26 protein-coding genes are annotated in these 24169 nt (G+C 69.2%); 10 read left to right on the forward strand and 16 right to left on the reverse strand.

The features are described 5' to 3' along the window. The first annotated feature begins 5 nt into the window (after nt 1-5). Nucleotides 6-656, forward strand: coding sequence for a Crp/Fnr family transcriptional regulator (locus ACE3QP_RS01765; protein WP_374433086.1), 651 nt, complete (start codon nt 6-8; stop codon nt 654-656). On the opposite strand, the gene ACE3QP_RS01770 is transcribed toward ACE3QP_RS01765, so the two are convergent. Genes ACE3QP_RS01770 through ACE3QP_RS01780 form a run of 3 tightly spaced genes read right to left on the reverse strand, consistent with a single transcriptional unit; the run spans nt 650 to nt 2755 of the window. Continuing rightward, on the reverse strand, nt 650-1564 hold the full coding sequence (locus tag ACE3QP_RS01770; RefSeq protein WP_374433087.1) for a 2-hydroxyacid dehydrogenase: 915 nt from the start codon (nt 1562-1564) through the stop codon (nt 650-652). The genes ACE3QP_RS01765 and ACE3QP_RS01770 overlap by 7 nt on opposite strands. Then, nucleotides 1564-2049, reverse strand: coding sequence for a glutathione peroxidase (locus ACE3QP_RS01775; protein WP_374433088.1), 486 nt, complete (start codon nt 2047-2049; stop codon nt 1564-1566). Before ACE3QP_RS01775 ends, ACE3QP_RS01770 begins: the two co-directional genes overlap by 1 nt. A gap of 28 nt (nt 2050-2077) precedes the next feature. Then, nucleotides 2078-2755: a substrate-binding periplasmic protein gene (locus tag ACE3QP_RS01780; protein WP_374433089.1), complete on the reverse strand. Its 678-nt coding sequence runs from the start codon at nt 2753-2755 to the stop codon at nt 2078-2080. A 195-nt stretch (nt 2756-2950) separates the two neighbouring features. Here ACE3QP_RS01780 and ACE3QP_RS01785 point away from each other — a divergent pair, with 195 nt between their 5' ends. Beyond that, nucleotides 2951-3892, forward strand: a complete 942-nt coding sequence (locus ACE3QP_RS01785) for a hypothetical protein (protein WP_374433090.1) — start codon at nt 2951-2953, stop codon at nt 3890-3892. 64 nt (nt 3893-3956) lie between these two features. On the opposite strand, the gene ACE3QP_RS01790 is transcribed toward ACE3QP_RS01785, so the two are convergent. Further along, nucleotides 3957-4607: a hypothetical protein gene (locus ACE3QP_RS01790; protein WP_374433091.1), complete on the reverse strand. Its 651-nt coding sequence runs from the start codon at nt 4605-4607 to the stop codon at nt 3957-3959. 107 nt (nt 4608-4714) lie between these two features. Here ACE3QP_RS01790 and ACE3QP_RS01795 point away from each other — a divergent pair, with 107 nt between their 5' ends. After that, nucleotides 4715-5461, forward strand: a complete 747-nt coding sequence (locus ACE3QP_RS01795) for an NUDIX domain-containing protein (protein WP_374433092.1) — start codon at nt 4715-4717, stop codon at nt 5459-5461. A 38-nt stretch (nt 5462-5499) separates the two neighbouring features. On the opposite strand, the gene ACE3QP_RS01800 is transcribed toward ACE3QP_RS01795, so the two are convergent. Together ACE3QP_RS01800 and lplT are read right to left on the reverse strand one after the other, a co-directional pair. After that, nucleotides 5500-7209, reverse strand: coding sequence for a methyl-accepting chemotaxis protein (locus tag ACE3QP_RS01800; RefSeq protein ID WP_374433093.1), 1710 nt, complete (start codon nt 7207-7209; stop codon nt 5500-5502). A 204-nt stretch (nt 7210-7413) separates the two neighbouring features. Then, complete coding sequence (gene lplT, locus ACE3QP_RS01805) at nt 7414-8679, reverse strand: lysophospholipid transporter LplT (protein WP_374433094.1); 1266 nt, start codon at nt 8677-8679, stop codon at nt 7414-7416. Between the two features lie 112 nt (nt 8680-8791). On the opposite strand from lplT, the gene alr reads away from it, so the two are divergent. Together alr and arfB are read left to right on the forward strand one after the other, a co-directional pair. Next, nucleotides 8792-9937, forward strand: coding sequence for an alanine racemase (gene alr / locus ACE3QP_RS01810; RefSeq protein ID WP_374433095.1), 1146 nt, complete (start codon nt 8792-8794; stop codon nt 9935-9937). Continuing rightward, a complete protein-coding gene (arfB, locus tag ACE3QP_RS01815; protein ID WP_374433096.1) occupies nt 9937-10341 on the forward strand; it encodes an alternative ribosome rescue aminoacyl-tRNA hydrolase ArfB in 405 nt (134 codons plus the stop codon). Before alr ends, arfB begins: the two co-directional genes overlap by 1 nt. Before the next feature lie 2 nt (nt 10342-10343). Here the strand turns inward: arfB and ACE3QP_RS01820 are convergent, their stop codons facing one another. From ACE3QP_RS01820 to ACE3QP_RS01835, 4 genes are all read right to left on the reverse strand, one after another. Further along, complete coding sequence (locus ACE3QP_RS01820) at nt 10344-11480, reverse strand: sterol desaturase family protein (protein WP_374433097.1); 1137 nt, start codon at nt 11478-11480, stop codon at nt 10344-10346. Between the two features lie 95 nt (nt 11481-11575). Then, on the reverse strand, nt 11576-13843 hold the full coding sequence (locus ACE3QP_RS01825; protein WP_374433098.1) for a PhoX family phosphatase: 2268 nt from the start codon (nt 13841-13843) through the stop codon (nt 11576-11578). 68 nt (nt 13844-13911) lie between these two features. Further along, nucleotides 13912-14814 (reverse strand): DMT family transporter, encoded by a 903-nt coding sequence (locus ACE3QP_RS01830; protein ID WP_374433099.1) that lies wholly within the window; start codon nt 14812-14814, stop codon nt 13912-13914. A 10-nt stretch (nt 14815-14824) separates the two neighbouring features. Next, complete coding sequence (locus ACE3QP_RS01835; RefSeq protein WP_374433100.1) at nt 14825-15460, reverse strand: LysE family transporter; 636 nt, start codon at nt 15458-15460, stop codon at nt 14825-14827. A gap of 129 nt (nt 15461-15589) precedes the next feature. On the opposite strand from ACE3QP_RS01835, the gene ACE3QP_RS01840 reads away from it, so the two are divergent. Beyond that, the gene (locus ACE3QP_RS01840; protein ID WP_374433101.1) at nt 15590-16219 is read left to right on the forward strand and encodes a cation transporter; all 630 of its coding nucleotides are present in this window, start codon (nt 15590-15592) and stop codon (nt 16217-16219) included. A gap of 10 nt (nt 16220-16229) precedes the next feature. Next, a complete protein-coding gene (radA, locus tag ACE3QP_RS01845; RefSeq protein ID WP_374433102.1) occupies nt 16230-17588 on the forward strand; it encodes a DNA repair protein RadA in 1359 nt (452 codons plus the stop codon). A 302-nt stretch (nt 17589-17890) separates the two neighbouring features. Here radA and tgt read toward each other — a convergent pair whose 3' ends face one another. Continuing rightward, nucleotides 17891-19018, reverse strand: a complete 1128-nt coding sequence (tgt, locus tag ACE3QP_RS01850) for a tRNA guanosine(34) transglycosylase Tgt (protein ID WP_374433103.1) — start codon at nt 19016-19018, stop codon at nt 17891-17893. Nucleotides 19019-19089: 71 nt separating this feature from the next. Here tgt and ACE3QP_RS01855 point away from each other — a divergent pair, with 71 nt between their 5' ends. After that, the gene (locus ACE3QP_RS01855) at nt 19090-19824 is read left to right on the forward strand and encodes a substrate-binding periplasmic protein (RefSeq protein ID WP_374433104.1); all 735 of its coding nucleotides are present in this window, start codon (nt 19090-19092) and stop codon (nt 19822-19824) included. Here the strand turns inward: ACE3QP_RS01855 and ACE3QP_RS01860 are convergent, their stop codons facing one another. Genes ACE3QP_RS01860 through ACE3QP_RS01870 form a run of 3 tightly spaced genes read right to left on the reverse strand, consistent with a single transcriptional unit; the run spans nt 19825 to nt 21123 of the window. After that, nucleotides 19825-20163 (reverse strand): hypothetical protein, encoded by a 339-nt coding sequence (locus ACE3QP_RS01860; RefSeq protein WP_374433105.1) that lies wholly within the window; start codon nt 20161-20163, stop codon nt 19825-19827. Beyond that, nucleotides 20160-20711 carry an RNA polymerase sigma factor gene (locus tag ACE3QP_RS01865; RefSeq protein WP_374433106.1) on the reverse strand — a complete coding sequence of 184 codons (552 nt, stop codon included), beginning with the start codon at nt 20709-20711 and terminating at the stop codon, nt 20160-20162. Before ACE3QP_RS01865 ends, ACE3QP_RS01860 begins: the two co-directional genes overlap by 4 nt. Nucleotides 20712-20715: 4 nt before the next feature. Beyond that, entirely contained in the window at nt 20716-21123 is a 408-nt protein-coding gene (locus ACE3QP_RS01870) for a DUF6249 domain-containing protein (RefSeq protein ID WP_374433108.1), read from the reverse strand. Nucleotides 21124-21208: 85 nt separating this feature from the next. On the opposite strand from ACE3QP_RS01870, the gene ACE3QP_RS01875 reads away from it, so the two are divergent. Next, a complete protein-coding gene (locus tag ACE3QP_RS01875) occupies nt 21209-21799 on the forward strand; it encodes a YigZ family protein (RefSeq protein WP_374433110.1) in 591 nt (196 codons plus the stop codon). Here the strand turns inward: ACE3QP_RS01875 and ACE3QP_RS01880 are convergent, their stop codons facing one another. Beyond that, nucleotides 21800-22213 carry a hypothetical protein gene (locus ACE3QP_RS01880; protein WP_374433111.1) on the reverse strand — a complete coding sequence of 138 codons (414 nt, stop codon included), beginning with the start codon at nt 22211-22213 and terminating at the stop codon, nt 21800-21802. A gap of 139 nt (nt 22214-22352) precedes the next feature. Between ACE3QP_RS01880 and argG the strand changes: the two genes are divergently transcribed. Next, a complete protein-coding gene (argG, locus tag ACE3QP_RS01885; protein ID WP_374433113.1) occupies nt 22353-23693 on the forward strand; it encodes an argininosuccinate synthase in 1341 nt (446 codons plus the stop codon). Here argG and ACE3QP_RS01890 read toward each other — a convergent pair whose 3' ends face one another. Continuing rightward, nucleotides 23694-24137 (reverse strand): hypothetical protein, encoded by a 444-nt coding sequence (locus ACE3QP_RS01890; RefSeq protein WP_374433115.1) that lies wholly within the window; start codon nt 24135-24137, stop codon nt 23694-23696. Nucleotides 24138-24169: the final 32 nt, after the last annotated feature.

The raw sequence follows: 24169 nt of genomic DNA on the forward strand, positions 1-24169 counted from the left end.
TCGGCATGCCGACACAGATCGACGTGCTGGAGGCCCTGCAGCAGGTGCTGGTGGGCAACTTCCCCGACCTGCCGCTGCAACTGCGCGCCGAACTGGCGCCGCTGCTGACGATCCGCAGCCTGCGCGCTGGCCGCACCCTGTTCGCGCAGGGCGCGCCGGTGCAGGCCTTCTATGCGCTGCTCAGCGGCGAGATCGAGAGCCGCTTCACCGCGCCCGATGGCCAGGTTTCGGTGCTGGAGCATGTGCAGCCGCCGCTGCTGTTCGGCCTGGGCGCCTTCGTGGCCGGGCTGCCCAGCCGATACGAGGCGGTGGCCGCACGCCCCAGCCGGGTGCTGGTGATCGGCTCTGCCGCCTACCGGCTCCTGATGGACGAGCACCCCGGCTTTGCCCGTGCGCTGCTGGCCGAGTTCGCGCGCCGCTTCGACGGCACCCTGCACCAGCTCGAAGCCGCACGCCACCGCCGCGCGCCCGAGCGCCTGAGGCTGGCGCTGGAGCAGTTGCAGCGCGAACGCGGCGAGCCCTGTGCCGAGGGCCTGCGGGTGCGCGCCACCCAGGCCGAATTGGCGGCGCTGGCGGGGGTGACGCGGCAGACGGCCAACGAGTGGCTGCGCGCGCAGGGCCTGCGCAGCCGATATGGCTGCTTGCTGGTTCAGTAGCCGTCCGCGCCCACCACGCCGCTGATGGGCTGGCCGGCTTCGAGTGCGCGGATCTTGGCGGCGATCTGCACCACCGCTTCCTCAAGCAAGGTGGCCGCCGCGATGTGCGGCGTGAGCTGGATACGCGGGTGGCGCCAGAAGGGGTGGTTGGGCGGGGCGGGCTCGGGCGTGCACACGTCCAGTGCCGCGCCGGCCAGGCGGCCGCTGTCGAGGGCGGCCAGCAGATCGGCTTCCACTACCAGGCCGCCGCGCGCCACATTGATCAGATAGGCCTGATCGGGCAATTGGCCCAGCCGCTCGGCGTTGATCAAGCCGCGCGTGGCTTCGGTCAGCGGCAGCAGGGCCACCAGCACGCGGCTGCTGCGCAGGAAGGGCGCCAGGCCCGCGGGGCCGGCGAACAGGGGCAGATCGGCTTCGCGCTGAGTGCGCGCCCAGGCCTGCACCGGAAAGCCCAGGCCGCGCAGCGCCTGCGCCACCGGCTGGGCCAGCTGGCCGTAGCCCAGCAAGCCCACCGTCCAGTCGGCTTTGCGCTGCGGTGGCTGGGGCCACCAGGCCGCCGCGGCGGCCTGGTTGGCGTAGCGGTCGAAGCCGCGGTACCAGCGCAAGAGCGCGTGCAGTACGTACTCGGCCATCTGCACGCCCATGCCGGCGTCTTCCAGGCGCACCAGGGGCACGCCGGGCGGCAGGGGCAGGGCGCGCAGCGCGTCCACGCCGGCACCGGCGGCGAACAGGGCCTTGAGCTTGGGCTGTGCCGTCAGAAATTCGGCCGGGGGCTTCCACAGCACGGCGTAATCCGCCGGGGCCTGGCCGGCCTGCCAGGGCTCCACCGTGGCCTGTGGCCCCAGGGCCCGCTGCAGATCGGCAGCCCAGCGCGCCGCGCCCTCGGGCAGGCAGACGGTGACGCGCATCAGGCTTCGAGCGCTTTTTCGATGTCGGCGCGCAGCTTCTCGGGCGTGTCGGTGGGGGCGTAGCGCTCCAGCACCGTGCCGTCACGGCCGATCAGGAATTTCGTGAAGTTCCACTTGATGCCCTCGGTGCCCAGCAGGCCCTTCTTTTCCTTCTTCAGCCACTGCCAGAGCGGGTGGGCGTTGCCACCGTTCACCTCCACCTTGGCCATCATCGGGAAGCTGACGCCGTAGTTCATCTGACAGAAGCTGGCGATCTCGTCGTTCGAGCCCGGGTCCTGGCCGCCGAACTCGTTGCTGGGGAAGCCCAGCACCACCAGGCCACGCGCCTCGTAGTCCTTCCAGAGCTGTTCCAGCCCGCCGAACTGGGGCGTGAAGCCGCAGGCGCTGGCGGTGTTGACGATCAGCAGCACGCGGCCCTTGTAGTCCTTCAGCGCCACCGGCTTGCCCTGGATGGAGGTAGCCTGGAATTCGTAGATGCTGCTCATGGGGGGCTCCGGTTGGGGGGCGTTGATGCTAGTACCGCTGCAGGATCTCATCCCAGCTGCCGTCGCGGTGCAGCTGGTCGAAGGCGCGCTCCAGTTCGGGCAGGCGGCTCAGCCAGGGCGACTGGCGCGACAGCACCAGGTAGGGCGTCTCGCCGGGCAGGCGCAGCGGCTGCTTGACGAGCTTGAGACCCAGGCTGCCGACGATGCGATCCCCTTGGCGCTCGGGCACCACGGCCACGTCCAGACGGTTCAGCTCGACCATCGTGAGTGCGCTGCGGTACTCGGAGACCTCGACGCGGCGCAGCTGGCGCTCCTCGTCGAAGCTGCGGCCGTAGCGCTTGCCGCGCTGCACGCCGATCAGGAGGCCCTGCAGATCGTCCAGGCTGTCCAGCGGCGCCGCATTGCGGCGCGTGTAGAAGGCCTTGTCTTCGGGCGGCAGGGTGATGCGGCTGTAGTGCAGGAAGCGTTCGCGCTCGGGCGTGCGCAGCGGGCCCACCATGGCGTCGGCAGCGCCGCGCTCCAGCATCTGCAGGGCGCGCGCCGGCGGCACGGCCTCGATCTTCACCACCCAGCCGGCGCGTTCGGCGGCGGCGCGCAGCAGGTCGAAGTACAAGCCGCGGGCGCGGCCGCCTTCGAAGATGCGAAAGGGTGGGTCCTCGCTGCCCACCACATGCAGTTGCACCGGGGGCGCGGAGGTCGTGCCCATGACACGGCCCATCGCTAGACAGAGCGCAGCACCACCCAGCCAGTACCGACGCGTTGTTGGCATCGTGATCTGTCCTCCCTTGTGGACGGGTGATGGTAGCCACTACGGGAAGCCCCGCACCCGGGTGATCCGAACCCCCCTTCTTTTGGCCCCACAATCGCGCCGCCCTGCCTGGGGTCAATGGGGGAGCGCCCGATGGAGTCTCGGTTCGAACACCTGGTCTGCCTGACGCCCGACGAGTTCAAGCGTCGCAGCGAGTTGTCCAACTTCCGCTGGAAGCTGCTGGCGCATGGGGACTCCTGGTTCTCCTTCGCGGCCCAACGCGTCGATGCCCATGCCAACCTGCTCGAAGAGCTGGTGTTCAGCCAGCCCACCTTTGCCGTGAGCTGCGCGGGCCACCACAACGCGCTGCGCCGCATGGTGGATCTGGAAGGCGCACCCGACTTCGTGCGCCTGCTCGACGGCGAGGCAGTCTGGGACGGCATCCTGCTCAGCGTGGGCGGCAACGACCTGGTGGCCGCGGCCCAGGTGCCGGCCAGTCTGCCCAGCGGCGAGATCACCCCGCTCACGCTGCGCCTGCTGCGCAAGCAGACCGAATGGGGCCCCCCCAGCGCCGGCGTGAGCCGCTACTTCTCGGAAGAGGGCTGGGCCACCTACTGCGAGTACCTGCGCGCCAACCTCAAGCATGTGCTGAGCCTGCGCGACGACGGCCCCAACAAGGGCAAGCCGGTCTTCATGCACTGCTATGCCGTGCCGACACCCCGCCCGGCCGGTGCCGAGGACGCCTCCGGCCCCTGGCTCTACCCGGCGCTCAAGGCCTATGCCATCCCGCAGGCCGATTGGGCCGCCATGAGCCGGCTGATGCTCTCCAAGCTGGCCACCCTGCTGAAGGCCTGCGCGGCCGACAAGGAAACCTACCCGCAGCTGCATGTGTTCGATTCGACCCAGGTGCCGATCGCCCCGGCGGCCTTGGGAAGCAGCGGCATCAGCGGCGACTGGCACAACGAGATCCATCTGAACCACAGCGGCTGCTTCAAGATCGCCCGGGCCTGGAGCCTGCACATCGAGGCGGTGCTGAGCGGCAAGCCGCTCGTCGCGGCGGCGCCGACGGGTGGACGCGGCAGGCGCGGTTCCTGAGCCGCCAGGGCATGAAAAGAAAAGGGCCACCGCGAGGTGGCCCTTTTGCTTGGGGCTCAAGCCCTCAGTCGATGCGGAAATCGAAGTCCTGCGTGAACTGGCCGTTGCTGCTGCCGCACTGGTAGGTCTCGCGCACCGTGCGCTCCAGCACCTGGGCCAGCTGGCGCATGGCGCGGCGGTCGCCCAGGGCGCGCAGAGCGGTCAGCTCCACCGCCACCACGCGGCCATTGCGCACCGTGCCCAGCACGCGGAAGCTGGCCAGGCCCTCGACGCCCAGCGCGGGCAATTCGGGGCGGCCCATCTGCGGGCAGAGCATGCCGGCGGACTGGACGGCCGGCGCAGTGGCCAGCAGAGTGGGCTCGGCCGCCGCCTGCGTGCCGCCCGTTGTCGGCCCGCTGGGGGCGGGAGGCTCGGCGGCGGGGTTGGTGCTGATCGCCTTGTCCTGTGGGGCGGTGATTTCGAAGGACTCGGTCGGCGGCATCCAGGGCAGGGGCGCCTTGGGTGGTTCGAACTCGCGCACCACCGGCTTGGGCAGCTCCTTGGGGAGCTCCTTCTGCGGCACCACGGTGACCTCGGTTTCGTGCGGAACCGGCTTGACGATCCTCTGCACCAGGCCGTTGGCCAAGGCCCAGATCATCAGCAGGTGCAGCACGATGACGAAACCCAGGCCGCTCAGGCGCGAGCTGCTGGCTTGCGGTGTGGATGCGAATTGCATGGTGGGTCCTCCCAGGGTGATGACGCGCCCAGCATGAACCATGGCTTTCGTCATGGCTGCTGGTGGCAACCCGCAGAGGCCGCGCCGCGGCAGCGAAGATGCACGCCATGCTGAAGGAATTGGATGCCCGCGCCGACCAGGCGCCCGCCCAGGCGCGCAGCCCGCTGCACTGGGCTGGCGCCGAAACCCCCTGGGGCAGCGCTCCGCCCGAGGTGCTGGAGCAGCTGGCCGCCAGCGGCCTGGCGCTGCAGCCCGCCGCGCTCGACCCTGCCGCCCATCTGACCGAGCTGGCCGCACGCCTGCGCGCCCTGGGCCTGTGCGGGCGCTGGCGCGACGAGGCCGTGCGTGTGGCCCACCCGGCCGGCCCCACGGTCATCGAGCGCGGCTGCGCGCGCGTGCTGGGCGTTCCCACGCTGGCCGTGCACCTGATCGGCTGGAGCCCCGACGGCCGGCTGTGGCTGCAGCAGCGCGCCGCCAGCAAGGCCGAGGACCCGAACCTGTGGGACACCCTGGTGGGCGGAATGGTCAGCGCCGCCGAGCGGCCCCGCCAGGCCCTGGTGCGCGAGACCTGGGAGGAGGCCGGCCTGAACCTGGCTGAGCTGGGCCCGCAGCGCCCCGGCCCCGAGCTCTTCAGCCGCCGCCCGGTGTCTGACGCGCAGGGCCTGGGCTATCTGCAGGAGCGCCTGCTGACGGCCCAGGTCACCGTGCCGGCGGGCCTGGCGCCGCAGAACCAGGACGGCGAGGTCCAGGCCTTCGCGCTGTGGACGCCCGACGAGGTGCGCGCCGGCATTGCGCGCGGCGAGTTCACGCTGGATGCGGCGCGGTTGCTGCTGCGGGTGCTGCCCGCGGCCTGAGCCGCGGTGCAGGCGGGTCCGGTGACAGCCAGCCGGCCCTAGAAGCTGGTCCAGTCGCCGTCGTCTGCTGCGGCCGTGGCCGCCGCAGGGCGGGCGGCGGCGGCCGTGCGTGCGGGCGCCGGCCTGGCCGGTGCGGCGGCGGACGCCATCGGCTTGCGCGCGGGCGGCTTGGCGGCCAGGCCGGGCTTGCTCGCGCGGTCGTCCTCCAGCTTGAACACCGCCACGGTGTTGGCGAGCTCGCTGGCCTGCTGCTGCAGGCTGTCGGCAGCAGCGGCGCTTTCTTCCACCAGCGCGGCGTTCTGCTGCGTCACCTGATCAAGCTGCGAGACGGCATCGCCGATCTGGCCGATACCCTTGCTCTGCTCGTTGCTGGCGGCGCTGATCTCGGACAGCATGTCCGACACGCGCCGCACCTGGTTCACCACTTCCTGCATGGTGCGGCCGGCGTCGTTGACCTGCTGGCTGCCGGCATCCACCCGCTCCACGCTGGCGTGGATCAGGCTCTTGATCTCGCGTGCTGCTTCGGCACTGCGGCTGGCTAGGGCGCGCACCTCGCCGGCCACCACGGCAAAGCCGCGGCCCTGCTCGCCGGCGCGGGCGGCCTCAACCGCCGCGTTCAGCGCCAGGATGTTGGTCTGGAAGGCGATGCCGTCGATGACGCCAATGATGTCGCTGATCTTGCGCGAGCTGGCGCTGATCTCATCCATGGTGTTGACCACGCGGCTCACCACCTCGCCGCCCTGCACGGCCACGGTAGAGGCGGTGTTGGCCATCTGGGCGGCCTGGCGGGCGGTGTCGGTGTTCTGGTTCACGGTGGCCGTGAGCTGTTCCATCGAGGCTGCCGTTTGCTGCAGATTGCTGGCTTGCTCTTCGGTGCGCTGGCTCAGGTCGGCATTGCCCTGGGCGATCTGGCCACTGGCGGTGGCCACGCTGTCGGCATTGCCGCGCACGCTGCTGACGATGCCGACCAGGCTGTCGTTCATGCGCTGCAACGCGGCCAGCAACTGACCGGCTTCGTCCTTGCGGTCCACGCGGATGCGCGTGCGCAGGTCACCGTCGGCCACGGTGCCGGCGATCTCCACCGCCTGGTTGATGGGGGCTGTCACCGAGCGGGTGATCAGCACCGCCAGCCCGCCGCTGACCAGGGCGGCTACCAGGCCCACCGCCATCAGCAGCCACTCGGCGCGCTGCGCCTGGTTCTTGGCCTCGATCTTGGACGCCGTCATCAGCTCGACCTGAAAGTCCTCGAAGGCGGATAGGGCCTTCATGTACTCCATTTGCGACTTGCGCATGTCGCCCAGCAGCAGGTCGCGGGTGGTTTCGCGCTCGCCCAGCATGGCGGTCTTGGTCACCTTTTGCACCTGCGAGTTGAACTCGGCCCGCAGGCGCCCGATGTTCTCCAGGAACTCTTTGCCGCGCGGGCTCTCGATCATCTGATTGAGCTTGTCCAGCACCTTCGTGTTGGCCGCATAGGTCTCCTGGATCACCTTGGCCTCGGCCTCGCGCTGCTCGGGCACATCCATCAGGGCAATATTGCGGATCGAGCGCGCGATCTGGTTCACGTTGTCGATCACCTCGTTGACCATCAGCACCTTGGGCACGCGGTCTTCGGTGGCTTCGATCAGCCGATCCTCGATGCCCTTCATGGCGGACCGACCGGTCAGTGCCACCACAAGCAACGCCACGATGAGTACGCCGAAGGCCAGGCCCAGGCGCAGTCCGATCTTCAGATCATCAATCCATGCCATACGAAGCTCCCTGTGGTTGGTTGCCGCAGGCGGCCCGATGCCTCCCGCGCAGACGCAATGGATCACGGCCCCGGAGCGCCTTAACCGGCGCGGAGTGCGGTTGGGTGACGGGACTCAGTATGTTCCCTGGGGGCGGCCCTGCGTGGGTATCGATGGGGCGCTGTCAGCACTCGGCAACGGTGTCGCGCCCAGTGGCTCGGGGGCTCAGTGGCAGTCGTCGCAGCGCGCAATCTCCAGCAGCCGCTCGAGTTCGTGCGGATGCCTGCGCAGATTGCGCAGATGCCAGCGGCGGATCAGCTCCATCACCCCGGCCACCAGCAGGCCGAAGGCGGTGATGGCGGCAAAGGCATGCAGACCGACGCCGGTGAGCCCCACGTAGAGGAAACCCAGCACCAGGATGCAGGCCTGCTCGTTGAAGTTTTGCACGGCGATGGAGCGGCCGGCGCCCATCAGGTTGTGGCCGCGGTGCTGCAGCAGCGCATTCATCGGCACCACCAAGAAGCCGCCCAGCGCGCCCAGCAGGGTCAAGAAGGGCGCGGCGAGCTTCACGTCGCGAATGCCGACGAGCAGGATCACGGTCAGGCCGAGCGCGATGCCCAGTGGAATGACCTTGACCGCGCGGTCCAGCTTCATCGTCCAGGAGGCCACCAGCGCTCCGAGCGCCGTGCCGATGGCCACCACGCCCACCAGGCTGGAGGCCTGGGTGGTGGTGTAGCCCAACGCCGCGCCGGCCCAGGCCAGCACGATGTAACGCAGATTGCCGCTCACGCCCCAGAACAGCGTGGTGGTGGCCAGTGAGATCTGGCCCAGCTTGTCCTGCCACAGGCGGCGGTTGCACTGCATGAAGTCCGTCACCAAGTCCAGCGGGCCGCACATCGGCCGCAGCGGGGCCTCGGTGCGTGGGATCTTCAGGTTGAACAGCGCGGCCAGCACGTACAGGCCCACCATGGCGGTGATGGCGGCCTCGGCGGCGCTGGCGATGCCGGGCAGGCCCAGACCCATCAGCAGCGGCGCGAGGGTGGGGCCGATCAGCTGCCCGCCCAGCACCACGCCCAGGATGATGGAGGCGATCGTCAGGCCCTCGATCCAGCCATTGGCCTTGACCAGCTGCGAGGGCGGCAGCAGCTCGGTCAGGATGCCGTACTTGGCCGGCGAGTAGGCCGCCGCGCCCAGGCCCACCACCGCGAAGGCCAGCAGCGGGTGCACGCCCACGAGCATCATCAAGCAGCCCACCACCTTGATGCCGTTGGCGATGAACATCACGCGGCCCTTGGGCAGCGCATCGGCAAAAGCGCCCACAAAGGGAGCCAAGAGCACGTAAAAGAGCGCAAACATCGGCACCAGCGCGGCGCGCTGCGCGCCGCTTGGGTCCAGGGGTTTGAGCAGTTCGACGGCGGCGATGAACAGCGCGTTGTCAGCCAGCGAGCTGAAGAACTGCGCCGACATGATGGTGTAGAAGCCTTTTTTCATCGCGCCGGGTTGGATGCCGCCTGTACAACAAGAACGGCCGCCCCTTGGCGGCCAAAAAACGCGCGAAGCGTAACCGACGCGCTTGACAGAGCCTTACGCCAGAATCGCCGGCATGCCCCGCCCGATCGAAGCCCTCATCCACACCGCTGCGCTCTCTCACAACCTGGGTCGGGCGCGCGAACTGGCCGGTGGGGCGCGCGTTTGGGCGGTGGTCAAGGCCAATGCCTACGGCCACGGCATCGAGCGTTGCTTCGAGGCGCAGCGCCTGGTGGCCGACGGCTTCGCCTGCATTGACCTGAACGAGGCCGAGCGCGTGCGCGCCCTGGGCTGGCGCGGCCCGGTGCTGCTGCTCGAAGGCGTGTTCGAGCCGCGCGACCTGGAGCTGTGCTCGCGCCTGCACCTCTGGCACGCTATCCACTGCGAAGAGCAGCTGGAATGGCTGGCCGCGCACAAGGTGCTGTGGCCGCAGCGCGTCTTCCTCAAGCTCAACAGCGGCATGAACCGGCTGGGCTTCAAGCCCCTGGCCTTCCGCGCCGCCTGGCAGCGCCTGGCCAGCCTGCCGCAGGTGGAGGACGTGGTGCTGATGACGCATTTCTCCGACGCCGATGCGCTGCGCTTGGGGCAGGACGGCATTGCCGCTCAGCTGGCCGCCTTCGAAGCCGCCACCGCCGACTTGCCCGGCGAGCGCAGCCTGGCCAACAGCGCCGCCACGCTGCGCCACGCGCAGCGGCCATTGAGCGAGGGCCAGGGCGAAGGCATGACGGTGGCCGCCGACTGGGTGCGCCCCGGCGTGATGGGCTATGGCGGCGTACCCGACTACCCCGAGCACGATGCCGCCCACTGGGGCCTGCAACCCGCCATGAGCCTGCGCGCCAAGGTGCTGAGCGTGCAGGAGGTGCAGCCTGGCGAGAGCGTGGGTTACGGCAGCGTCTTCGTGGCCGAGCGCCCGATGCGCGTGGGCAATGTGGCTTGCGGCTATGCCGATGGCTACCCGCGCCACGCCCCCACCGGCACGCCGGTGCTGGTGGATGGACAGCGCAGCCGCACGCTCGGCCGAGTCTCGATGGACATGCTGGCGGTGGACCTGACGGAACTGCCGCAGGCCGGCTTCGGCAGCGAAGTCACGCTCTGGGGCCGCAGTGGCGCCAACGACGCGCTGCTGGACATCGACGAAGTGGCGCGCCATGCCGGCACCATCGGCTACGAGCTGATGTGCGCGTTGGCGCCACGGGTGCCGGTGCGCGTCGAGCCCAGCTGATGCACCTGCACTGGCAACCGCGCGAGGATGAGATCGAACTCAGCTTCGTGCGTGCGCAGGGGGCTGGCGGTCAGGCCGTCAACAAGGTCTCCAGCGCCGTGCACTTGCGCTTTGACGTGCACGCTTCCAGCCTTCCCGCGGCCATCAAGGAACGCCTGCTGGCGCTGAACGATCAACGCCTGACGAACGAGGGCGTGATCGTCATCAAGGCCCAGGAGCACCGCAGCCAGGAGCAGAACCGCACCGAGGCGATTGCCCGCCTGGTGGCGCTGGTGCAGAGCGTGGCCCACGTGCCCAAGCCCCGCCGCGCCACCAAGCCCACCTGGGGTTCGCAGCAGCGGCGCCTGCAGGGCAAGGCCCAGCGCGCGGGCATCAAGGCCGGGCGCGGGAAGGTCAGCGAGTAGCGTCAACCCTTCCAGACGAACGGGAACTTGAACTGCTGCCAGAAGCCGTTCGGCACGTAATCTCCGACCACGCCGTACTCGTTCGGCCACTTGCGGTCGGCCTGCACCGCGGTGCCGAACAGATGGTCGAGGAAGGCGAAATGGGCGGCGTAGTTCTTGTCGATCGCCTCGTCGTCCTGGCTGTGGTGCCAGTGGTGGAAGTTGGGCGTGACGATCACATAGCGCAGCGGCCCCAGACGCACGTCGACATTGGCGTGGTTGAACACCGCCTGGAAGCCGACGACGACGATGTAGGCGTCGATCACCTCCTTGCTGAAGCCCAGTACGAAGATCGGCGCCAGCACGAGCGTCCGGGTGATCAAGAGCTCAAGAATGTGCTGACGCGAGCCGGCCATCCAGTCCATGCTCTTGACGCTGTGGTGCACCGCGTGCAGGCGCCAAAGCATGGGCACCTCGTGGTAGGCGCGGTGCGTCCAGTACTGCACCAGGTCGGCCACCAGGATGATGAGGAACAGCGCCACCGGGAAGGGCAGGTCCTGCACCCAGGCCTGCACGCCGTCCTTGGCCGCCCAGCCGAACAGCTTGTGCACCAGCAGGTTGGTGGCCAGCAGCACGAAGCCCACCACCATGTGGTTGACGATGAAGTGGTGGAAGTCGGTCTGCCACTCGGGCCGGAACACGGGCTGGTGCTTGCGCAGCGGCCAGAGCTTTTCCACGAACACGAAGATCAGCGTGGAGCCCAGTAGGTCGAGGATGAACCAGTCCAGGCCGATGTAGGGCGTGTGGTCGGGGAAGTTCGGGTCCACCTCGACCTTGCTGCCGCCCAAGGCCAGCGAGAGGCCCACCAGCACGAAGGTGCCCAGGCTCAGCCAGCGCACCCGGCCGCGCAGGATGTTGAAGAGCGCGATGGCGCCGCTCAGCACCAGCGAGCCGAACAGCAGCTGGCGCAGCACCGGCACGGAATAGCTCTTGCGCAGCTGCGGCGTGGTCAGGTACTCGGGGAAGTGGAAGGCCAGCACGCCCAGGAAGCACAGGATGGCCAGCGACAGCGCGATGACCCCCGAGGCCAGACCCTTGCCGGGCTGGATGGCGCCGTGCGATTCGGTCAGGCGGTTGAGTTTTTCGAGGGAGTCGTTCATGGCGCAAAAGCAGAAGCGGGGCCGAAGCCCCGCATTCTCTGGGTCCAGGGCGGTGCCCCGCTGCACCGCCCTGCGGCTGTCGCGCAATCGGGGGGTCAACGCCCGATCACATCCCCATCGTTCTTGGTGATGACGATGGTGGCCGAGCGCGGGCGCTTGCCGGCGCCGTAGCCGGCATTGCTGGGCCACTGGCTGGTGTACTTCGTCGGATCGGCGATGTTGGCCATCGCCGTGCCTTCGCCCGGGTGCTGGATGTTGATGAACAGGGCCTTGCCGTCCGGGGTTTCGCAGATGCCGGTGATCTCGCAATCCTTGGGGCCGACCAGGAAGCGCTTGAGCTCATTGGCCGCCGGCGTCTTGCCGATGAAGGTGTCGACGGTGAGTGCGCCACCGGTGCTGCGGCTGTAGCTCAGGGTCTTCTTGGCACCGTCGCCCACCTGGCCGGGGATGGCGGCCAGCATCATGCAGTTGGTGACATCGGTGTAGGCGCCGTCATCGGTCTGGATCCAGCAGATGCCGGTGGCGGGGCTGAAGGCCAGGCCGTCGGGGCTGCTCATGTCCTGGTCGGCCGTGAGGTTGCTGAGGTTCACCATGCCCGGCGCGGCGCTGGCCTCGGCGGCGAACAGGTAGACGTCCCAGGTGAAGGTGGTCGCGCCAGCGCCGCCCGTGCCTTCCTTGAGGCGCAGGATGTGGCCGTTGGGGTTGCCGGCCTGGCTGGTGCCGGCACCCTTGATGTCGGTGTAGGCGCGCGGGTTGGGGCCGTCCGGTGCCAGCTGGCTGCCGCCGGCAGCGGGTTCGGCGCGGCGGTTGCTGTTGTTGGTCAGCGTGAAGTAAACCTCGCCGTTCTTCGGGTTCACTGAGCACCACTCGGGGCGGTCCATCTTGGTGGCGCCCACGGCATCGGCGGCCAGGCGGGTGTTGACGCAGATGTCGGCCTGGTCGCTGAAGGGGTAGACCGTGTTGTCGCGCACCTGGGGATTGCTCAGGCTCAGCTCGACCCACTGGCCGCTGCCGTCGGCGTTGAACTTGGCGACGAACAGCTTGCCCTGGTCCAGGTACTTGGCGCCGGTGGCGAGGCGGTCGGCCGGGTTGGCGTCGGCCTCGCTCCACAGCGCGGTGGAGACGAATTTGTAGATGTACTCGTTGCGCGAGTCGTCGCCCATGTAGGCGGCGATGGGCTGGCCGGCCACCGGCTTGCTGAAGGCCGCGCTCTCGTGCGCGAAGCGGCCCAGGGCGGTGCGCTTCACCGCCTTCTTGCTCTTGCTGTAGGGGTCCACTTCGAGGATGTAGCCCTGGCCGTTCATCTCGTTGCGGTAGTCGTCGCTGCCGTCCACCGAGACGCCGCTCTTGCTGATGTTCCAGCGCTGGTAGCGGTCGTCGGCGCCGCCGGTTTCCCAGCCGTGGCGCGAGGCCGCACCGGCCGCGCGGCCATAGCGCTTGAGCGCGGTGACGCTCTTGTCGTTGCCGCGCACGGTGTCGTCATTGCCGGCGCGGAAGAAGTAGCCGGCCCAGTTTTCCTCGCCCGAGACGTAGCTGCCCCAGGGCGTCTTGCCGGCGCCGCAGTTGTTCAGCGTGCCGCGCGTGGTGCTGCCGGTGGGCGAGAACTTGGTGATGACCTGCAGGCTGCCGCGCACCGGGCCTGCAATGTCCACCTCGGTGTTCTGGTGGATGCGGAAGTTGAAGGCGGAGTCCTTCACATAGGCCCAGCTGCTGCCGGTCTTCTTCACTTCCACCACCGAGATGCCGTGGATGGCGAGCTCCTTGTCCACCTCGGCCGCCGGGCGCGGCAGGGTCTTGGTGCCGCCGTTGGCGTGGATGAAGAAGGAGCTGACCTCGTCCGTGGTGGCCTCGTGGTTGATGGCCAGCAGGCCGCGGTCCACCGCGGTGTTGGAGGGCACGCCGCTGCTGCTCAGGCCGAACCAGTCCATGCCGTCATGGTGGTCGCCGGCGCGGTTCTCCCAGTCGGTGTCGCTGCCGTCGTTCTTGAAGTCGGCGGTGGCGGCGCGCAGCGGGTCGCCCAGGGCGTAGAGGATGCTGACGCTGTAGCCGGCCGGCACGGTGACCTTGTCGTCCAGGTTCTTGGCCACGGCGGCAAAGCCCAGGGTGGTGACGATGGGCGAGGGAGCCGGGGCCGGAGCTGGTGCGGGGGCCGGGGCAGGAGCGGGTGCCGGCGCGGGGTCATCGCTGCCGCAGGCGCTCAGCAGCACGCCACCCAGCGCTGCGCTGCTGGCGCCCAGGCTGCCGCGCAGGATGCTGCGACGGCTCAGGCGCGCCGTCAGCACCTGGTCAAAGTGCGGGTTGTCGCTGCGGTTCGAGTCTTCGTCGTTGAAGTCGATGCGGGGGGCTTCGGTGCGCTGGCTCATGGTGTGCGGGGGTTGGGTCTACAGACCCGCGCACTGTGGTCAGCGTCGATGAAAGCCCTGTGTCGCGCTCATGACGATTCCGTGACCTTGCGGGCAGTCGGTGTCGGCTGACGCTGTGCCAGCCACACGCTGCCCACGCACATCGCCATGCCGGCCAGTGCCATGGGCGTGGCCCTCCAGCCCTCGAACAGGGCCGAGACGGACAGCGCGATGACGGGGATCACCACGCCCATCAGTGACGCCCGTGCCGGACCCTGGCGCTGCGCCAGCTTGAAGTACAGGACGAAGGCGATCACCGTGCCGAACAGGCTCAGGTAGAGCCAGCTCAGCACATAGGGCCAGCGCCAGTCGAACTGCAGGCCTACGCCGCTGACCACCGAGAGCAGCAGCAGGAAGGCCGCGCCATAGCCCATGCTCCAGGCCAGGATGGGCAGCAGGGGCAGGCCGCGGCGGGTCAGCGTGAGGGTGAGCACATTGCCGATGCAGGCCGCCAGCACCGCACCCAGGCCGATCGCCAGCCCGTAGCTGGCCTGCGGGCGCGCGCCGCTGGCGGCAATCTCGGGCCAGAACACCAAGGCCACGCCCACCGTGCCGCCCAGCGCCGCCAGCAGAAAGCCGCGGCTGCTCTTCTGCCCGAAAGCCCACCAGGCGCCCAGCGCATTGCCGAACACCATCAGCGCAAACAGCACCGCCACCAGGCCGGAAGGGATGTACTGCTCGGCTTCATACACCGCCCAGTAATTGCCGCTGTACTGCACGATGCCGGCGGCCAGCATCAGGCCGTGCGCGCTCCTGGGCAGCTTCAGGCTCTGGCCTTGCCAGCGCGCCAGCCCCGCCAGAACCAGGGCGGCCAGTGCAAAACGCCAGCCCACGGAGTTCAGCACCGGCACCTGGCCGAGCTGGTACAGGATGACATGCCAGGTGCTGGCCCAGATCAGCGTCGGGCCCAGGAACAGCAGCCAGGTCGGCATCGGCGGCCGCTCAGCTTTTCTTGATGGTGGCCAGCAGCAGGCCGGCGGCCACGAACAGGCCACCGAAGGCGCGGTTCATCAGCTGGATCAGGCGCAGGTCCTTCAGCGCGCCCAGCACCTTGGCGGCCAGGGCGGTGTAGCCGCCCATCACCACCAGGTCGGTGAAGCCCAGCGTCGCCGCGATGACGAGGTATTGCGGCGCCAGCGGCTGATCCAGGTGCAGGAACTGCGGCACCACGGCGAGCAGGAACACCGTGCCCTTGGGGTTGATGGTGTTGACCATCCAGCCGCGCAGCACCAGATCGCGCCGGCGCGCCTTCGCGCCGCCGCTCACGCCATCGTCCTGGGCCTTCAGGGCCACCACCGGGGCGCGCCACTGCTGCACGCCCAGGTAGATCAGATAGGCCACACCGGCCCACTTGATGACCGTGAACAGCGTGGTGGAAGTGGCCACCAGTGCGCCCAGGCCCACACCCACCAGCAGCACCTGGGTCCAGATGCCGAGGATCAGCCCGCCGGTCGTCCAGTAGCCGCGCTGGAAGCCATGGCTGAGCCCGCTGCTCATGGCGGCCACTGCACCGGCGCCGGGGGACAGACTGATCGCCCAGGAGGCGGCAAAAAAGGCGAGCCAGGTGCTCAGTTCCATGGGAGATCTCCAACAGCGGGGCGCCGATTGAAACATGAAACCCCTGGTTAACCCGTGGTCATGGTGCTTGACCTTGCACAGGCTTCAGGCTTTGCAATCCCGTCGGTTTCGACTTCCACTTGCACCACCATGGGCGCCCACTGCTGCCACACCCCCACCACCCCGGCCGAAGACCCCCGCCTGCGCCGTGCGCTCTGGTTTGCGCTGCTCGTCAACGGCGCCATGTTCGGCCTGGAGATCCTGGCCGGGCTGCAGGCCGACTCGCTGGCGCTGTGGGCTGACGCCATCGATTTCCTCGGTGACACCCTGAGTTACGCCATGACCCTGGCCGTGCTGGGTGCGGGCCTGGCGGCGCGCCTGCGGGTGGCGCGCGCCAAGGCCCTGATGATGGGCGGGCTGGGCCTGGCGGTGCTGGCACAGGCCGTTTGGCGCCTGGGCCAGGGCGAGGTGCCGCAGGCGCCAGTGATGGGGGCGGTGGGTCTGCTGGCCCTGATCGCCAACCTGGCCGTGGCCTGGGTGCTGTACCGCTACCGCACGGGGGACGCGAACCTGCAATCCGTCTGGCTGTGCTCGCGCAACGACGCCATCGGCAACCTGGCGGTGATGGCGGCGGCGCTGGGCGTGTTCGGCACCGGCACGGCCTGGCCGGACCTTGGCGTGGCGGCCTTGATGGCTGGCCTGGGCCTGAGCGCGGCCTTCAGCGTGTGGCGGCAGGCCGCCAGCGAAAAGGGCGAAGCGGGCCATTCCCACGCCCACTGAGAATGGCCGCATGGCCAAAGAGAAATCCGTCTACACCTGCAATGAATGCGGCGCCAGCAGCCCGCGCTGGCTCGGCAAGTGCCCCGGCTGCAATGCCTGGAACACTCTGGTGGAGAGCCCGGCCGAGCCGGCCGGCGGCGGCAAGAGCCACCGTTTCCAGGCCCTGGCCAAAACCAGCGCCGTGGCCACGTTGTCGGAAATCGAGGCTGTGGACACCGCGCGCACGCCCACTGGCATCGAGGAGCTGGACCGCGTGCTGGGCGGCGGCATCGTGGCCGGCGGCGTCACGCTGATTGGCGGCGACCCGGGCGTTGGCAAGTCCACCCTGCTGCTGCAGGCGCTGGACGCGCTGAGCCGCAACATGAAGGTGCTGTACGTGACGGGCGAGGAGAGCGGCGCCCAGGTGGCCATGCGCGCTCGCCGCCTGGGTCTGCCTGGCACCGCAGTGCGGGTGCTGGCTGAAATCAATCTGGAGCGCGTGCTGGCCACGCTGACCTCCGAAACCCCGGACTTCTGCGTCATCGACTCCATCCAGACCGTCTACACCGAGCAGCTGACCAGCGCACCGGGCTCGGTGGCCCAGGTGCGCGAGTGCGCGGCGCTGCTGACGCGTGCCGCCAAGGGCAGCGGCTGCAGCATGGTGCTGGTGGGCCATGTCACCAAAGAAGGCGCCCTGGCTGGCCCGCGCGTGCTGGAGCACATCGTCGATACGGTGCTGTACTTCGAGGGCGATACGCACTCCAGCTTCCGCCTGGTGCGCGCCATCAAGAACCGCTTCGGCGCGGTGAACGAGATCGGCGTGTTCGCCATGACGGAGAAAGGCCTGAAGGGTGTCAGCAACCCGAGCGCGATTTTTCTCTCGGCCCATGCCGAGCCGGTGCCCGGCAGCTGCGTGCTGGTGACGCTGGAAGGCACGCGCCCGCTGCTGGTGGAGCTGCAGGCTTTGGTGGATGTGGGCGGCGCGCGCCGCCTCTCCGTGGGTCTGGATCGCGACCGCCTGGCGATGCTGCTGGCGGTGCTGCACCGCCACGCCGGCGTGGCCACGAACGACCAGGACGTGTTCGTCAACGCGGTGGGCGGCGTGCGCATCAGCGAACCGGCGGCTGATCTGGCGGTGCTGCTGGCAATCCAGAGCTCGCTGCGCGGCCGCCCGCTGCCGCGTGGCTTTCTGGCGTTTGGCGAAGTCGGCCTCGCCGGCGAGGTGCGTCCCGCGCCGCGCGGTCAGGAACGCTTGAAGGAAGCGGCCAAGCTGGGCTTCTCGGTGGCCGTGATTCCCAAGGCCAATGCGCCCAAGAAGCCGATCGAGGGGCTGACCGTGCATGCGGTCGAGCGCATCGAGGAGGCGATGGATTGCGTGCGGGGGTTGTGAGCGCGGCCTGCTAAGGCCGGAGCGGGCCGAGGTCGCGGGGTGGGCACTTCCGCTCATGTCCTCCGTCAACAGCCTGGCGGCAGTTGACTTCCCCCTTTACTTCGCTGCAGTGCCCACCCCACACCCTCGGCCTGCCGCACCGAGGACTTCGTGCGGGCACGCCACGCTGGTGGTGGATCAGGACGGTGGGGTGCGGCTCGTAGCGAAGTAAAGGGGGAGGTGCGGCGCAGCCGCGCCGGAGGACATGAGCGGAGGGCCGCACCCCGGCGACCTGATCGCGCTCGGTCAATGCAGGGGGACGACTAAACCCCGCGCGCCCGGTCCGCGTGGAACTGCGCCTTCCACTCGGCAAACCGCCCACCATCCAGCGCCTCGCGGATCTCGCGCATCAGGTTCAGGTAGTAGTGCAGGTTGTGGATGCTGGTCAGCATCGGGCCCAGCATCTCGCCGCAGCGGTCCAGGTGGTGCAGGTAGGCGCGGCTGAAGCCGGTGCAGGCCTGGCAGCTGCAGGTCGGGTCGATGGGCGACTCGTCGCTCTTGTAGCGGGCGTTGCGCAGGCGCAGATCGCCAAAGCGGGTGAAGAGGTGCCCGTTGCGCGCGTTGCGGGTGGGCATCACGCAGTCGAACAGGTCGATGCCGTTGGCCACGCCCTCGACCAAGTCCTCGGGCGTGCCCACGCCCATCAGGTAGCGCGGCTTGTGGGTGGGCAGCAGCGGGGCGGTGTGGGTCAAGATGCGCTGCATCTCGGCCTTGGGTTCGCCCACGGAAAGGCCGCCGATCGCGTAGCCGGGGAAGTCCAGCTCGATCAGGCCGGCGGCGGAGACCTCGCGCAGGCTCTCGAACATGCCGCCCTGAACGATGCCGAACAGCGCGTTCGGGTTCTGCAGCTTGGCGAACTCGTCGGCGCAGCGCTTGGCCCAGCGCAGGCTCATCTCCATGCTGGCGCGCGCCTCGCGCTCGGTCGTCAGGCGGCCCTTGGTCTCGTAGGGCGTGCATTCGTCGAACTGCATGACGATGTCGCTGTTCAGCACGGTCTGGATCTGCATGCTGACCTCGGGGGTGAGGAACAGCTTGTCGCCGTTGATCGGGCTGGCGAACTTGACGCCCTCCTCGCTGATCTTGCGCATCGCCCCCAGGCTCCAGACCTGGAAGCCGCCGCTGTCGGTGAGGATGGGCTTGTTCCAGTTCTCGAAGCGGTGCAGGCCGCCGAACTGGGCCATCACGTCCAGCCCCGGGCGCAGCCAGAGGTGGAAGGTGTTGCCCAGGATGATCTGCGCGCCCATGGCCTCGAGGTCGCGCGGCATCACGCCCTTGACGGTGCCATAGGTGCCCACGGGCATGAAGATGGGGGTTTCGACGACGCCATGGTTCAGCGTCATGCGCCCGCGGCGGGCGGCGCCTTCCTGGCGCAGGAGTTCATAGCGAAGCATGGGCGCGATTGTCGGTGGCGCGGCGGCTGCATACTCGCCACATGCGCTCGCTTGCTGGATTGCTCGCTGCCGTGCTGGGATCTCAAGCCCTGGCCTGCGGGCCCCTGCGCATGGCGTACTACGAGTACCCCGGCCTCTACCAGCGGCAACCCGGTGGGGCCGAGAGTGGCTTTGACGTGGACCTCCGCAGTGCCATGGAAGAGCGCAGTGGCTGTCGCATCGAGCCGGTGTACAGCAGCTCCAAACGGGCCTGGCAGGCGATGGCGGACGCGCAGATGGACCTGATGGTCTCGGCCCTGCAGACGCCCGAGCGCGCGCAGAAGTATGAGTTTCTGCTGTTTGCCCGGACGCGGGTGCTGCTGTTGATGCCCAAGCCGGTGCCGGCCGGGCTGGGCTCCCGCGAAGCCTTGGAGGCTTCGAAGGCGCGGGTGATGATCGTGCGCGGTACCTCGTACACCCCGCGCGTGGCGGCTTGGCTGGAGCGGCTGCGCGCCCAGGGGCGCGTCAGCGAGGCGGGGGACATGCCCTCGGCGCTGCGGGCCTTCGGCGTCGGCCGGGCGGACGCGTTGCTGCTCTACCCCATGGCCCTGGTAGCCCGTGAGGCCGATTGGCTGGAGCGCTACCAGCTGCTGGACTGGTGGCCCGAAGAGACCGCCTACGGCGGCTGGGCCCTGAACCGCAAGACCGTGAGCGCGGCGGACCGCAAACAGCTGCGCGAGGCGGCCGAATCCCTGCGCGCCGACGGCACCCTGCAGCGCCTGGGCCGCAAGCACTTCGGCCCGCTGGCCGTGCACATGATCAAGTAATCAGCGCCAGGGCGAGGCCCAGGCCTGCGGCATGCTCCACCAGGCGAGCAGGCCCAGGCCGCACAGGCCCAGCAGGCCGGCTTCCAGCGCGGCGCTGCCGCCGCTGCTCAGGGCCTGGGCCTGATCCGGCCACAGCGCCAGCAGCAGGGCCAGCAGGCAGCCCAGGGCCAGGGCTTGCAGATGGGGCAGCAGGCGGTGTACAGAAGCCAGGCTGGCCTTGCGCGCCGGCGCCGGCAAGGCGGCCATCACGCGCTGCACAAAGGCTTCATCGTCCTGCAGGTCCGGATCCGCGCGGCTGAGCCAGCGGTCAAGTTCAGGGTCCGTGGGGTGCTCGTTCATGTCGGACTCTCCTGTGGGAGCTGGCCCTCGGTCAGCCAGGCGCGCAGCTTGGTGCGCGCGCGCAGCACCTGGGTCTTGAGCGTGCCCAGCGGCCAGCCCAGGGCCTCGGCCGCTTCGGCGTGCGAGAGGTCGGCGTAGAAGCACATCAGCAGGGCCTCACGCTCGGGCTCGCGCAGGCGCGCCAGCGCACGCTGCAGGTCCAGGCGCTCGCCGGCGGCGGGCGCGAAGTCGCTGTCCGGTGCCTCGGGCTGCTCCTCCGGGAGGGCTTCGGGCCAGACCCGGCGCGCGTGCTGGCGAAAGGCATTGATGGCCAGGCGCGTGAGCCAGGTGCGAAAGCGCGCCTCGCCGCGAAAGCCCGGCAAGGCGCGCCAGGCGGCCACGAAGGCCTCTTGCGCCAGGTCATCCGCCAGCCCGTGGTCGCCGCGGCAGAGCCGGCGCAGCAGCTGGCGCAAATAGGCCTGGTGCGCGCGCACCAGGCGCTCGAAGCTGGGCCGATCGCCGCGCCGGGCGGCGGCGATGGCCTGCGCCTCCAGCTGCTGTTCGGTCATGCCGTCAGGCCGGGTGGGTGCTCTCGTACTTCCAGAGCAGCAGGAAGGCCACGCCCAGGCAGAACGGGATCAGGCCGATGGCCCACAGCCAGGAACCCGGGCGCATGACGAAGAACATGCCGGCCAGGCCCAGGCCTACCGCCAAATTGATGGCGCCGGCGCGCAGCTGGTTGTGCGGGCTGTTCTTGCTGGTGTTCATGGCCTCGTCACCGCGGAAGGCCGAGCCATCCAGCAGCTGCTGCGGAATGGGCTGGCCAGCGGCGCTGAGCTGGCGCACGGTTTCATGGATGGCGCGCTCGCGGTTGGACTTGCTGACGTAGTGGGCCACGATCGCCACGATGGGGATCAGCAGCGCCACGATGGGGATCAGGAAGGGAAAGATGTGCTTGAGCACGAAAATGTCGTTTTCCATGGCCGTTGGGCTCCGAAAGGGTGGATGGTGATGCTTGGATGCACGCCCCGCCCGGTTTGGATTCAGGGCCGCGCAGAAATATTTGATGTCCGACACCCTGGCCGCGCCGGCCCATGCCGAAACCCTGATCAAGAAGAGCCGCTTCCTGGCTTGCGTGGAGCCCTGCGCGGACCGTGAGCAGGCGCTGGGCCGCGTGGCGGCGCTGCGCGCCCAGCACCCGCAGGCCGCGCATGTCTGCTGGGCGTTGATGGCCGGCGGCCACAGCGCCGCCAATGACGATGGCGAGCCTGGCGGCACCGCCGGGCGGCCGATGCTGGAGGTGCTGCGCCACCAGCAGCTCGAAGGCGTGCTGGCCACGGTGGTGCGCTACTTCGGCGGCGTGAAGCTGGGCGCGGGTGGCCTGGTGCGCGCCTATGGCGACGCCGTCTCCCAAGCCCTGCAGGGGGCCGAGCGCATCGCCCTGGTCCGCCGCCAGGCCTTGGCCGCGGCCGTGCCCTATGCGTTGGAAGGCGTGCTGCGGCGCGAGCTGGCCGCCGCCGGGCTGGAGGTGGAGGGGGCCGAGCATGGCGCCCTGGCCCTGCTGCGCTGGCAGGCCCCGGCCGACCAAGTGGCGGCGCTGCGCCAGCGTTTGACCGACGCGACCCAAGGCCGAATCGACTGGCGCGACGCGGACTGATCACCAGACGTTGCCGGCCCCCGGGGAATAGCTGGCCGAAATCACCGAGGTCGCCTGCAGGGTCTGGCACTTCAGGACACCGGCCGCATCGGCCATGGCGCAGTCCAGCTTGACCACGCCGGCCGCGAGCTCCACGGTCGCGCCCTTGACCTGCGTCTGCGCGCCCAGCAGCTCCACGCGCGGTGCATCCACCTTCACCGTGCCGGAGGAGCGCACCGTCACCCCGCTGTTGTCGATCAGCAGCCGGCTGTTGCCGACCACCAGCTCGATGCGCCGGTGCGAGCTCAGCTCGATGCTGCCGTCGTTGCGCAGCAGGCCATTGAGGCGCTCTTCCAGCTGGCGAATGCGCTGCTCCAGCAGGTTCTTCATCTGCATGGGATCCAGGTTGTTGTTGCTCAGCGGGTTCGGGGGCATGGCGCTCTCCTGATGGGGGAGGGCCATTCTGGGCAGCGTGGGCCCTTTGCGGGCCGCGAACATGCCCTGTCCGCCCGAACGGGTGGCAGCGCCTAAAGTACCGGGTTTTCCCGCTGACCCGCATTCAAGGAAGCTGCCCGTGTCCGCCACCATCCTGCAATCCATCCCCGCCGGCCAGCGCGTCGGCATCGCCTTCTCGGGCGGCCTGGACACCAGCGCGGCCGTGCACTGGATGCGCGCCAAGGGCGCCATCCCCTGCGCGTACACCGCCAACCTGGGCCAGCCGGACGAAAGCGACTACGAGGAGATCCCGCGCAAGGCCAAGGCCTATGGCGCCGAGGTCGCCCGCCTGATCGACTGCCGCGCCCAGCTGGTGGCCGAGGGCATCGCCGCCATCCAGAGCGGCGCCTTCCACATCAGCACCGGCGGCGCCACCTACTTCAACACCACGCCGCTGGGCCGCGCGGTGACCGGCACTGCGCTGGTGGTGGCGATGAAGGAGGACGGCGTCAACGTCTGGGGCGACGGCAGCACCTACAAGGGCAATGACATCGAGCGCTTCTACCGCTACGGCCTGCTGGCCAACCCGGCGCTGAAGATCTACAAGCCCTGGCTGGACCAGCGCTTCATCGACGAGCTGGGCGGCCGCAAGGAAATGAGCGAGTACCTGATCGCCAACGGCTTCGACTACAAGATGAGCGTGGAGAAGGCCTACAGCACCGACTCCAACCTGCTCGGCGCCACGCACGAAGCCAAGGACCTGGAGTTCCTGAACGCCGGCATGCACATCGTCAAGCCCATCATGGGCGTGGCCTTCTGGCGCGAGGACGTGGCGGTGAAGGCCGAGACGGCGTCGGTGCGCTTCGAGGAAGGCGTGCCGGTTGCGCTGAATGGCCGCGAGTTCGCCGATTCGGTCGAGCTCTTCCTGGAAGCCAACCGCATCGGTGGCCGCCATGGCCTGGGCATGTGCGACCAGATCGAGAACCGCATCATCGAAGCCAAGAGCCGCGGCATCTACGAGGCCCCGGGCATGGCGCTGCTGCACATCGCCTACGAGCGCCTGGTCACCGGCATTCACAACGAAGACACGATCGAGCAGTACCGCATCAACGGCCGCCGCCTCGGCCGTCTGCTCTACCAGGGCCGCTGGTTCGACCCGCAATGCCTGATGCTGCGCGAGACCGCCCAGCGCTGGGTGGCGCGCGCCATCACCGGCGAGGTGACGCTGGAGCTGCGCCGCGGCAACGACTACTCGATCCTGAACACCGAAAGCCCCAACCTGACCTACGCGCCCGAGCGCCTGAGCATGGAAAAGGTCGAGGACGCCGCCTTCACGCCAGCCGACCGCATCGGCCAGCTGACCATGCGCAACCTCGACATCGCCGACACGCGCGAGAAGCTGGGCGTGTACGTGCGCAGCGGCCTGCTGGGCAAGGACTCGGGCGGCAGCATCCCCTTGCTGACGGGCGGGCAGGACTGATCAGCTGAGCTGCGCCTGCAGCCAGGCGCGCGCTTCGCCATCGCCGGCGAAGTGCGCGAAGCGCAAGCCGGCCTGTTCGAAGCATTGCTGCAGGGGCCGCGCCATCAGCGTGGCCCCTTCCACATTCGGCGGCAGCACATAGGCGGTGGCATGGGGTGTCAGGCCCTGCGCACGCAGCGCGCACAGCAGCAGGGTGAGCTGCTCCAGCGTCTCGGGCGAGGCCAGCGCGCTTTCATGGAAGCGCACCAGCTGGCCCCAGGGTGGCCCGGCGGCCATTTCGCCGTACACCTCGCGCACCAGGCCTTGCACGGCCTGCACCAACTCGGCATTAAAAGGGCCGATGGCCTCGGTCCGCAGCAGGCGGCCGTCGACGTGAAAGTCCACCCGGCCATGGGCGCGGAAGCGCGGGTACGGGATCTCGTCGGTGCTGCGGTAGGCGCTCATGGGCCGGGGCACATTAGCACCGCACGGCGCCG

The sequence above is a fragment of the Inhella sp. genome (assembly GCF_041912635.1).
Classification (GTDB): domain Bacteria; phylum Pseudomonadota; class Gammaproteobacteria; order Burkholderiales; family Burkholderiaceae_C; genus Inhella.